Here is a 9,164-nt window from a genome sequence, read left to right as displayed (position 1 = left end):
CCACCGCACGCTCGACCAAGCTCCCGGCGGCTCACCCGGGCAGGCCCACCGCACGCCCGACCAAGCCCCCAGCAGGTCCCTCAAGCGGGCGGACTGCGCACCCATCCAGCTCCGGAAGGTCCTCCTAGCAGACCACCACGCGCCCGACCAGGCCCCCGGAACGCAGATCCCTCGCCACGGCCGGCCCGGCGCCGACAATCTCCCCCTTCGCGCTCCGACCCCCGTCTGAGCGCGGTCCCCAGGGCTCGATCCCACCGCCGCCGACCCGCACCGCCCGAACACCCCGTCCGGCCCGCGAGACTCCCCCTGGAGACCCCGCGGACACTTCAGGCTCGTCCCGCGATTCAGTTGTCGCCCGCCCCCGGACGTTTCCTCCTTCCCGGCGGCCCCACGCCGCCACCTGCGGTTTTCCTGTGATCAGTTCTAGCACCCACCACCGACAAAAACCGGGCCTTGACGCCCGAAGCTACGCACCATAGCTTTAAAGCTATGCCAAGTAGCCACCATGTCGCCTAGGGCCGGCCTGACCACCGACGCGGTGGTCGACCTCGCTATGGCCCTCGTCGACGAGTCCGGACCCGACTCACTCACCCTCGCCAAGATCGCCGGCCGCGCCGGGGTGGCCGCGCCCTCGCTCTACAAGCACGTCGAAAACCTCGCGGATCTCCGGCGGCTGATCGACCTCCGCGTCGTCAAGGAAATGGCCGAAACCCTCCGCACCGCCGCCACCGGGCGCGAGGGCGGGGACGCCGTGGCCGCGCTCGCCGACGCCTACCGCCACTACCTGCAACACCACCCCCACCGCACCGGCGCCCTGACCGCCGCACCCGACCAGGGGGACACCGAACTCAGCACCGCCACCCACGCCGTCGCCGAAGTCGTCTTCGCCGTGCTGCGGCCGTTCGGCTTCGACCACGCCCGATCGGTCCACGCCACGCGGTGCATCCGCGCCGCCGTGCACGGCTTCGCCGGGCTCGAGGCCTCCGGCGGCTTCGGACGCCCCGAAGACGTCGGCGAGAGCTTCGAAGTGCTCAAGAAAATGCTCGTCCAGGGCCTCGAAACCTACGCAGAACAGGAAACCCGATGACCTTCGTCCTCGCCGTACTGCTCTTCACCGTCGGGCTCGGCGTGCTCGACGCCCGCTTCCCCTGGACGGAGGCCGGCCGATGATCGCCGGGCACTTCGGGCTGGCCGCCGCCGTCAAGGCAGGGCGGCCCGCCATCCCCGTCTGGACGCTCATGCTCGCCACCGCCTGGCTCGACGTCGTCTTCGTGCCGCTCTACCTGAGCGGTGTCGAGACGATCGACGGCGAGGGCTACGGCGGCGGCGTCATCCACGCCGACTACACGCACTCCCTCGTCGGCGCGCTCGTACTCGCCGCGCTGTTCGGCGCGGTCGCCACCTACTGGCTCGGCCGCGAAGCCGGGCTCGTCCTCGGCGGGGTGGTGTTCTCGCACTGGCTGCTCGACCTCGTCGTGCACCGCGCCGACCTGCCGATCCTGCCCGGCAACGCCGGTGATCTGCCCACCTTCGGCTTCGGGCTCTGGCGGCTGCCCGCCGTCTCGGCCGGCGTCGAACTGCTGATGCTGGCGATCGGGATCGGCCTCTACTGGCGCGCCGCCGCGAAACGCGATCCGAAACGGGCCAGGACGCTCGGCCTGTCGGCGGCGGCGTTCGGCGTCGTCACGCTCGCGGCCGACCTGCTGGGCGTCTGAAAAAATCAGCAGGCGGAGCCGGCGACGGGCTGGGTGAACTCGGCCGCCACCCACTTGTCGTCGGCGACCTTGCGGAAGCCGTTCTGCACGCCCGGCAGCGCGTCGAACTGGGCGTCGCGCAAGTACTTGCCGATGATCTTCGCGTTGCCGTCGGCCGCCTCGCGGGCGTTCAGGACGTCCGCGGTCACCGTCACCTTGCAGCCGGTGGCCGATGCGCCCGACGCCTGCTTGCCCGTGTTCATGGCGTAGACGATGACGACCAGGACGAGCGCGCCCAAGATGAGCAAAGTCTTCTTCGACATGCCTTCCTCCAACCCGCGAACCCCGTCCCCCCGCCAAGGGTAGGCAATCCTTTACCCGGACGGCAGCGCCGGACGTCGCAACCACCCGGAGGCGCCAGTGGCTCGGGCGCGAGGTGACACCGCGTGATCAACCGAAAAACCCCTCCCCGGCGAACCGGGAAGGGGCTTTCGCAGCAGCGAACTCAGCCCTGGGCGATCTTCTTCGCCAGGTTGTCGTCCAGCGTCGCGAGGAACTCCTCGGTCGTCTGGAACGGCTGGTCCTTGCTGATCAGCAGCGCCAGGTCCTTCGTCATCTGACCGCTCTCGACGGTCTCGACGACGACCTGCTCCAGCTTGTTCGCGAAGCCGATCAGCTCCTGGTTGCCGTCCAGCTTGCCGCGGTGCTCGAGGCCGCGGGTCCAGGCGTAGATCGACGCGATCGGGTTGGTCGACGTCGGCTTGCCCTGCTGGTGCTGGCGGTAGTGCCGGGTGACCGTGCCGTGCGCGGCCTCGGCCTCGACGGTCCGGCCGTCCGGCGTGCGCAGCACCGACGTCATCAGGCCCAGCGAGCCGAAGCCCTGCGCGACCGTGTCGGACTGGACGTCACCGTCGTAGTTCTTGCACGCCCAGACGTAGCCGCCCTCCCACTTCATCGCCGCGGCGACCATGTCGTCGATCAGGCGGTGCTCGTAGGAGATGCCCTTGGCGTCGAAGTCGGCCTTGAACTCGTTCTGGAAGATCTCCTCGAACACGTCCTTGAACTGGCCGTCGTAGGCCTTGAGGATGGTGTTCTTGGTGGAGAGGTACACCGGCAGGCCGCGGTCGAGGCCGTACTGGAGCGACGCGCGCGCGAAGTCCTCGATCGACTTCTTGTAGTTGTACATCCCCATGGCGACGCCGCCGCCCTCGGGGAACTTCGCGACCTCGAACTCCATCGGCTCGGAGCCGTCGTCCGGGGTGTAGCTGATGGTCAGCGTGCCCGGGCCGGGGACCTTGAAGTTGGTCGCCTTGTACTGGTCGCCGTGCGCGTGGCGGCCGATGATGATCGGCTTGGTCCACGTCGGCACCAGCCGCGGGATGTTCTGGATGACGATCGGCTCGCGGAAGATCACGCCGCCGAGGATGTTGCGGATGGTCCCGTTCGGGGACAGCCACATCTTCTTGAGGCCGAACTCTTCGACGCGGGCCTCGTCCGGGGTGATCGTGGCGCACTTGACGCCGACGCCGTGCTTCTTGATGGCGTTCGCGGAGTCGATCGTGACCTGGTCGTCGGTGCGGTCCCGCTCCTCGATACCCAGGTCGTAGTAGTCCAGGTTCACGTCCAGGTACGGGTGGATCAGCTTGTCCTTGATGAACTGCCAGATGATGCGGGTCATCTCATCGCCGTCGAGTTCGACGACGGTGCCCTGGACCTTGATCTTGGCCATGAGCAGCGGTGCTCCTTCCGCGGATCTTCGCGTTCTTCGATACGTCTCGCCGGTAGCGGTACAAGCGTACTGCTTGACGCACCTGGATGGTTCAAGTAGTGGTCGGCATCAAGTCTCCACCCGCGCTTTGTGGCCCGGATCACCGGGCGGGACCCCGATCCGACCGCTCGCCGAGCGACCGTAGGCGTTCGGCGGTGAACCAGGGCACGATGCCACCCGTGAACCCACCATGCGGGAGGTGACGGCCATGTCGACCCATCGGTACGCCGACTACGAAGACGACTACGAGAACGACTACCCGGACACCGGCGAACCCGACGTGCTCGACGAACGGCCGCGCCGGGGCGCCGCGCACGTGGTCAGCGCGCTCGGCGGGCTCGTCCTCACGCCGGTCGCCCTGGGCCTGCTGAGCTGGGGCGGGCTGCGCCAGCAGCAGCTGATCCAGGCCACCCTGAGCACCAACCGCGACCCGCTGGGCATCGCGCTGCTGGCCGGCGGGGCGATCCTGCTGCTGGTCGTCGCCGCGCTCGGCGCGCTGTCGGCGGCCGGCCCGATCCTCGGCGGCCTGATCTACGGCGTGCTGCCGGGCGTCGCCGCGATGGCCGTGCCCGAGTGGGGGTTCCGGCTGGTCAACCTGATGCCGAAGAGCGACATCGCCTACGGCGTCATGGACTTCCTCTTCATCGGCGGGCTGCTCGGCGTGGGCTTCCTGCTGGTCGGCAGCGGGCTGGCCAACGCACTGGTCCGGCGGCGGCGCGAAGGCTGACGCACGCCGATGGCATCATCGGCGAATGGGACTGTTCACCGTCGCGGAAGCGCGCGACGAACTGGCGCGCCTGCGGCCGGTCCTCGACGAACTGGTGCGCGTCCGGGCCGACGCCGCCGAGCTCGCGGCGTCGCTGCGGCCGGGCGGCCGCGCCACCGCGCTGGGCGGGCTGCCCGAGTGGAAGGCCGCCCAGGCCCGTCTCGACGACCTGATGACGACGGTGCAGCGCACCGGCGCCGAGCTCAAGGGGTTCGCGCCGCTGCTGGTCGACTTCCCGGCCGAGCTGGACGGCACCGACGTCCTCCTGTGCTGGCTCGAAGGTGACCGCGAGCTGGGCTGGTACCACCGCACCGACCTCGGGTTCGCCGGCCGTCGTCCCCTGAAAACCGCTGGTGGCCCCGGCTAGGTTGGGTGCGTGACCGACGAATCCCGGGCTGCCTTCTTCGACCGCACAGCCGAGCAGTACGACGACGACCCGTTCCACGGATCGGTGGCGGAAGCCCTGGTCGAGCCGCTCCCCGACGCTCCGGGTCTCGTCCTCGACGTCGCCACCGGGACGGGCGTCGCGGCGTATGCGGCGCTACGGCTGAAGCCCGCGCGCGTGCTCGCCGTCGACTTGTCGCCGGCCATGGTCGCGCGGGCCGAGGCGAAGGCGCCCGCGCAGGATCCGGACGGGCGGATCGAGTGGCGGGTCGGGCCGGCGGTGCCGCTGCCGGTCGAGGACCACTCGGCCGACGTCGTGCTGTGCGCGTCTTCGCTGCACTTCCTGGGGGCCGCCGCGTTCGCCGACTGGCTCCGCGTGCTGCGCCCCGGCGGCCGGCTGGCGTTCTCGATCGTGTCGGGGGCGCGGTTCAAGCCGTCCGGGCCGTTCGCCGAGTTCGTGCCGGCGGACCTGTCCTTCCCGACCGGCGAGGCCGGCGCCGCGGCGCTGGCCTCGTCGGCGGGCTTCGCGGACGCTTCGGCGCGGACGTTCACCGTCGACACCGGCGACCGGATCCGCAGCGTCTTCCTGGTGCACGCGACCGCGCCGTGACTCAGGCGTGGAAGTGGACCTCGCCGCGGGTGGCGGGGGCGTCCGGGGCGCCGCAGCGCTGGACGAACGTCGCGTCGACGTCGGTCGTGCGGCCGTCGGCGTCCTTGTCCAGCCGGTCGATCGTGAAGTCGGCGTACGCCTCACTGCAGACGTTGCCCATGGTGTAGACGAAGATCCCCGGCGTGGTCTGCGCCTCGTCGCTCTGCCCGCGGAACCGCGCGCCGGTGTACGTGCCGGTGTGCAGGGTCTCCCCCGCCGGTGCGCTCAGCTCGACGGTCAGGTACTTCAGCCCCGACGAGACGTCGATCCAGAGTCTGCCGCTGGTGGACTCGAAGACGGCGATCTCGTCTCCCGGCGCCGCGTAGTGGGCGCTGCCCTCCAGCGGCCAGGCGCCCTCCTCCGAGACGTAGTCGACCGTCTGCACCGGGTCCGCCGAGGCGACCGGCACGAGCGCCGCGACCAGCCCGGCCGCCGCCGTCAGGACCACGCACGCACGACGAAGTGAATTCACGAAACCTCCCCATTTCGAGCCGCCTTTTTGCGGCGCTGCCGATCATGCTGGCAGCTCACCCGAGCGGGGGATAGAGCAGTTCTACTCAGCGGTGCAGCGACGCGCCCTTGAGGATCTTGTCCACGGCGTTCTTCGGCCCGTGCACCGCCATCCCGGCCAGCGCCAGCTTCTCCCCCGGCACCTCGCGGACCGCCGCGCGGTTGTCGGCGTCGTTGCCGGTGTGGAACAGCTCGTCGGTGAAGATCGAGAACCGCAGCCCGCGGCCCAGCGCGCGCCCGTGGGCCGCGGTCAGGACGTCCGCCGTGCCGGAAAAGACCATGATCGGCTGGCCGAACATCGGCAGGTACTCGGTGCCGTCGGCGTCGGCGTACGGCTCGCCCATCAGCTCGGGGGTCACGTGGGCGATGCCGCTCACCAGGAACGCGGTGACGTTCAGCCGCTGCCAGGACGCCAGGTCGTCGCGGAGCAGGACGGCGATCTTCGTGTCGAAGGAACTCATACCCCGAAGACTCACCCGGGCGCGACGCCCGCGTCTTGTACGTTCTTGACATGGCGGACGTCGCGGCTTGGCGGCCGGCGGTCCCGGGGATCGCCGAGGTCTTCCACGCGCGCTTCACCACGCACGCCTACCCGCTGCACACGCACGACACGTGGACGCTGCTGATCGTCGACGACGGTGTCATCCGCTACGACCTCGACCGCCACCACCACGGCGCGCTCGGCCCGGCGGTGACGCTGCTGCCGCCGAACGTCGCCCACGACGGCCGCGCCGCGACCAGCCACGGCTTCCGCAAGCGCGTGCTCTACCTGGACACGCCGGTGCTGGGCGAGGACCTGATCGGCGCGGCGGTCGACCGGCCCAGCCTCGCCGACGGCCTCCTGCGCACCCGCATCCACCAGCTCCACGAGTCCCTCGCCGAGCCCGGCGACACGCTCGAGGCGGAAAGCCGGCTCGTGCTGGTCGCCGACCGCCTGCGCACCCACCTGGGCAAACCGGCGTCGCCGGAGCCGAAGCGCGGCCTCGCCGACGATCTCCGGGACCTGCTGGACGCTCATCTGCCGGAAGCGCTGACGCTGGCCGAAGCGGGCGAGACGCTCGGCGCGCACCCGGCGTACCTCGTCCGCTGCTTCGGGGCGCGGTTCGGCCTGCCGCCGCACCGCTACCTGACCGGCCGCCGGGTGGACCGGGCCCGCCGGCTGCTGCTGGACGGCACGCCCGCCGCCGAAGTCGCGACGGCGGCCGGGTTCACCGACCAGGCCCACCTGACCCGGCACTTCAAGCGGTACCTGGGCACGACGCCGTCGCGCTACGCGAAAACCCGATGACGGCCGGCCACGATGGCGCTGGTCGCCCTGCCGGAGAAGCGGGTTGTGTCAAGATGACGGCATGTTGCGCGAACTGCACCTGACCGGCGACCCGGCCGCCGACAAGCTGCTGAACGACGACCCGTTCGCCCTGCTCGTCGGCATGCTCCTCGACCAGCAGTACCCGATGGAGCACGCGTTCGCCGGCCCGCGGAAGATCGCCGACCGGATGGACGGGTTCTCCCTGACGAAGATCGCCGCGACCGACGTCGAAGCGTTCGTCGAGATGTGCGTGGTGCCGCCGGCCATCCACCGCTACGGCGGCTCGATGGCCCGCCGCGTCCACGCGCTCGCCCAGCACATCATCGAAAACTACGACGGCCGCACCGAAGGCATCTGGCTCGACGGCCGCCCGAAGCCGGACGGTCCCGAAGTCCTCAAGCGCCTGCGGGCCCTGCCCGGTTTCGGGGAGCAGAAGGCGAAGATCTTCCTGGCCATGCTGGGAAAGCAGCGCGGCATCCAGCCGAAGGGCTGGCGCGAGACCGCCGGCGCGTACGGCGACCGCGGCTCGCGCCGGTCGATCGCCGACGTCACGAGCGCCGAGACCCTCGCCGAAGTCCGCGCGTTCAAAAAGGCCGCCAAAGCCGCTGCGAAAACGAGCTAACGCACCCAGACGCGCAGCGGGCCCAGCGGCTCGGCGCCGTGGTCCAGGGCGATCCGCAGCGCGTCGCCGTGTTCGTAGCCGGCCACGGGGACATCGGGGTACGCCGAGGCCGCCGCCACCGCGCCGGGCCAGGCCTGAGCCGGTCCCGAAAAGTTGGACAGCCCGACCACGCGGTCGCCGCGGTGGGCGACGACCAGCGCCGGGCCCCGGGACAGCACCGCCACCGAGTCGTCGGCCGGGAAGCCGTGGCCGGCCACCCGCCGCCAGCCCGGCTCGGGCACACCGGGCCCGCACGCGATCCACGTCGCTTCGAACAGCACCGAGAACCCCGGCAGGTCCAGGTTCGCGAAGCTGTCCTTGACGGAACACCCCGCGGAGCCGTCGACGAACGGGAGGATGTCGGCGGCGGTGGCGTCCGGGGTCAGCGTCACCGCGTCCGGGTAGTACGCCGGGGTGCGCGTGCGGCTGGTCCACGCCCGCGGGCGGAACTGCCCGGGCCAGACCAGATCGCACCACGCCGCGTTTTCCGCGACCGTCCACTTGAGACCGATCACGCCAGGCCCGCCAGCTTGTACAGCACGAGGCTGCCGGCCACCGCGACGTTCAGGCTCGCACCGATGCCGACCATCGGGATTTCGACGACGCTGTCGAGCAGGTCGAGGACGTCCGGCGGGATCCCGGTCTGCTCGTGGCCGAGCACGGCGATCGTGCGGCCGCGGGCGACGGGCAGGTCGGCCAGCCGGACGGCTTCCTCGGCCAGTTCGACGCCGACCACCCGGGTGCCCGCCGCCCGTTCGCGGGCCAGCCAGCCCGGTGGGTCGTGGACCCAGTGCACACAAGCGGGACGCCGCAACGTGTTTCCCCTCCGCAGCGCTTCGGGCACCCACGGGAACCGCGGGACGGCGAGACACGCGCCGACGGCGTCACAGGTGCGCAGGAGGGTGCCGAGATTCACGCCGTGCAACGGCCACAGCGGGGCGGCCACCAGGTGACCCCAACAGGAATGTGCGTTGCTCCGCCGGGTCTTCCGCAGCTCTCGGGGCGTGCGGACCCGGACCGAAGGGCTCACCGGCGCCGAGGCGCGGCGCCTCCGAATTCGCTGATCATGCACGGAGTCTAACCCGTTCGCGGGGTCCACGGGACGAGTTTCCGCTCCTAGCATGGACACGGAGGTGAAGCCCCATGCACGCAGGAGTAGGAGACGAGATCCAGGTGCACGGCCGCACGGTCGGAGCGGCCGGGCAGCGCGGCGAGATCCTCGAAGTCCGTGGCCCCGAGGGCGCCCCGCCCTATCTGGTGCGGTTCGCCGACGGGCACGAAGGGCTCGTCTACCCCGGGCCCGACTGCGAGGTCCAGGCGCACGCCGACTAACCGCAATGCCGGGAAGTTAGGGAGTGGGCGGAGCTGTCAACCCGGTGAGATGGGTAACGGGGTCCCTGCTAGAACAGCGTCGACCAAGATC

Annotated in this window: 14 protein-coding genes; 8 read left to right on the top strand and 6 right to left on the bottom strand. The window is 70.7% G+C overall.

The genetic code is table 11. The features are described 5' to 3' along the window. Positions 1–505: 505 nt before the first annotated feature. Both AB0M30_RS46500 and AB0M30_RS46495 read left to right on the top strand, forming a co-directional pair. Positions 506–1,087, top strand: coding sequence for a TetR/AcrR family transcriptional regulator (locus AB0M30_RS46500; protein WP_364598842.1), 582 nt, complete (start codon positions 506–508; stop codon positions 1,085–1,087). Positions 1,088–1,166: 79 nt separating this feature from the next. Beyond that, positions 1,167–1,715: a permease gene (locus AB0M30_RS46495; protein WP_364598840.1), complete on the top strand. Its 549-nt coding sequence runs from the start codon at positions 1,167–1,169 to the stop codon at positions 1,713–1,715. A 5-nt stretch (positions 1,716–1,720) separates the two neighbouring features. Here the strand turns inward: AB0M30_RS46495 and AB0M30_RS46490 are convergent, their stop codons facing one another. Next, positions 1,721–2,017, bottom strand: a complete 297-nt coding sequence (locus AB0M30_RS46490; protein ID WP_364598837.1) for an SH3 domain-containing protein — start codon at positions 2,015–2,017, stop codon at positions 1,721–1,723. A gap of 182 nt (positions 2,018–2,199) precedes the next feature. Continuing rightward, a complete protein-coding gene (locus tag AB0M30_RS46485; RefSeq protein ID WP_364598834.1) occupies positions 2,200–3,423 on the bottom strand; it encodes an NADP-dependent isocitrate dehydrogenase in 1,224 nt (407 codons plus the stop codon). 247 nt (positions 3,424–3,670) lie between these two features. Between AB0M30_RS46485 and AB0M30_RS46480 the strand changes: the two genes are divergently transcribed. Genes AB0M30_RS46480 through AB0M30_RS46470 form a run of 3 tightly spaced genes read left to right on the top strand, consistent with a single transcriptional unit; the run spans position 3,671 to position 5,222 of the window. Then, positions 3,671–4,189: a hypothetical protein gene (locus tag AB0M30_RS46480; RefSeq protein WP_364598831.1), complete on the top strand. Its 519-nt coding sequence runs from the start codon at positions 3,671–3,673 to the stop codon at positions 4,187–4,189. 25 nt (positions 4,190–4,214) lie between these two features. After that, positions 4,215–4,595 (top strand): DUF2203 domain-containing protein, encoded by a 381-nt coding sequence (locus AB0M30_RS46475; protein ID WP_103340928.1) that lies wholly within the window; start codon positions 4,215–4,217, stop codon positions 4,593–4,595. 9 nt (positions 4,596–4,604) lie between these two features. Continuing rightward, entirely contained in the window at positions 4,605–5,222 is a 618-nt protein-coding gene (locus tag AB0M30_RS46470; RefSeq protein WP_364598827.1) for a class I SAM-dependent methyltransferase, read from the top strand. A 1-nt stretch (position 5,223) separates the two neighbouring features. Here AB0M30_RS46470 and AB0M30_RS46465 read toward each other — a convergent pair whose 3' ends face one another. Both AB0M30_RS46465 and AB0M30_RS46460 read right to left on the bottom strand, forming a co-directional pair. Then, positions 5,224–5,733: a hypothetical protein gene (locus AB0M30_RS46465; protein ID WP_364598824.1), complete on the bottom strand. Its 510-nt coding sequence runs from the start codon at positions 5,731–5,733 to the stop codon at positions 5,224–5,226. A gap of 85 nt (positions 5,734–5,818) precedes the next feature. Beyond that, positions 5,819–6,232, bottom strand: coding sequence for a DUF2000 domain-containing protein (locus AB0M30_RS46460; RefSeq protein WP_364598821.1), 414 nt, complete (start codon positions 6,230–6,232; stop codon positions 5,819–5,821). A gap of 50 nt (positions 6,233–6,282) precedes the next feature. On the opposite strand from AB0M30_RS46460, the gene AB0M30_RS46455 reads away from it, so the two are divergent. After that, the gene (locus AB0M30_RS46455; RefSeq protein ID WP_364598818.1) at positions 6,283–7,059 is read left to right on the top strand and encodes an AraC family transcriptional regulator; all 777 of its coding nucleotides are present in this window, start codon (positions 6,283–6,285) and stop codon (positions 7,057–7,059) included. A 61-nt stretch (positions 7,060–7,120) separates the two neighbouring features. After that, the gene (locus AB0M30_RS46450) at positions 7,121–7,702 is read left to right on the top strand and encodes an HhH-GPD-type base excision DNA repair protein (protein WP_364598815.1); all 582 of its coding nucleotides are present in this window, start codon (positions 7,121–7,123) and stop codon (positions 7,700–7,702) included. Here AB0M30_RS46450 and AB0M30_RS46445 read toward each other — a convergent pair. After that, positions 7,699–8,256, bottom strand: coding sequence for a hypothetical protein (locus AB0M30_RS46445; protein WP_364598812.1), 558 nt, complete (start codon positions 8,254–8,256; stop codon positions 7,699–7,701). The genes AB0M30_RS46450 and AB0M30_RS46445 overlap by 4 nt on opposite strands. Beyond that, positions 8,253–8,687, bottom strand: coding sequence for a TrmH family RNA methyltransferase (locus AB0M30_RS46440; protein ID WP_364598809.1), 435 nt, complete (start codon positions 8,685–8,687; stop codon positions 8,253–8,255). Before AB0M30_RS46440 ends, AB0M30_RS46445 begins: the two co-directional genes overlap by 4 nt. Before the next feature lie 197 nt (positions 8,688–8,884). On the opposite strand from AB0M30_RS46440, the gene AB0M30_RS46435 reads away from it, so the two are divergent. After that, on the top strand, positions 8,885–9,073 hold the full coding sequence (locus AB0M30_RS46435) for a DUF1918 domain-containing protein (RefSeq protein ID WP_364598806.1): 189 nt from the start codon (positions 8,885–8,887) through the stop codon (positions 9,071–9,073). The last annotated feature ends 91 nt before the right edge of the window (positions 9,074–9,164 follow it).

The sequence above is a fragment of the Amycolatopsis sp. NPDC051716 genome, assembly GCF_040681595.1.
Lineage (GTDB): Bacteria > Actinomycetota > Actinomycetes > Mycobacteriales > Pseudonocardiaceae > Amycolatopsis.
Note: the sequence above shows the minus strand (reverse complement) of the source record. Positions and strands in the feature narration are given on the sequence as shown.

Excerpts from the sequence above, each read along its gene's own strand:
- AB0M30_RS46500 (WP_364598842.1), top strand. The coding sequence starts at position 506 with ATGTCGCCTAGGGCCGGCCTGACCACCGACGCGGTGGTCGACCTCGCT.
- AB0M30_RS46495 (WP_364598840.1), top strand. The coding sequence starts at position 1,167 with ATGATCGCCGGGCACTTCGGGCTGGCCGCCGCCGTCAAGGCAGGGCGG.
- AB0M30_RS46490 (WP_364598837.1), bottom strand. The coding sequence starts at position 2,017 with ATGTCGAAGAAGACTTTGCTCATCTTGGGCGCGCTCGTCCTGGTCGTC.
- AB0M30_RS46485 (WP_364598834.1), bottom strand. The coding sequence starts at position 3,423 with ATGGCCAAGATCAAGGTCCAGGGCACCGTCGTCGAACTCGACGGCGAT.
- AB0M30_RS46480 (WP_364598831.1), top strand. The coding sequence starts at position 3,671 with ATGTCGACCCATCGGTACGCCGACTACGAAGACGACTACGAGAACGAC.
- AB0M30_RS46475 (WP_103340928.1), top strand. The coding sequence starts at position 4,215 with ATGGGACTGTTCACCGTCGCGGAAGCGCGCGACGAACTGGCGCGCCTG.
- AB0M30_RS46460 (WP_364598821.1), bottom strand. The coding sequence starts at position 6,232 with ATGAGTTCCTTCGACACGAAGATCGCCGTCCTGCTCCGCGACGACCTG.
- AB0M30_RS46455 (WP_364598818.1), top strand. The coding sequence starts at position 6,283 with ATGGCGGACGTCGCGGCTTGGCGGCCGGCGGTCCCGGGGATCGCCGAG.
- AB0M30_RS46450 (WP_364598815.1), top strand. The coding sequence starts at position 7,121 with ATGTTGCGCGAACTGCACCTGACCGGCGACCCGGCCGCCGACAAGCTG.
- AB0M30_RS46435 (WP_364598806.1), top strand. The coding sequence starts at position 8,885 with ATGCACGCAGGAGTAGGAGACGAGATCCAGGTGCACGGCCGCACGGTC.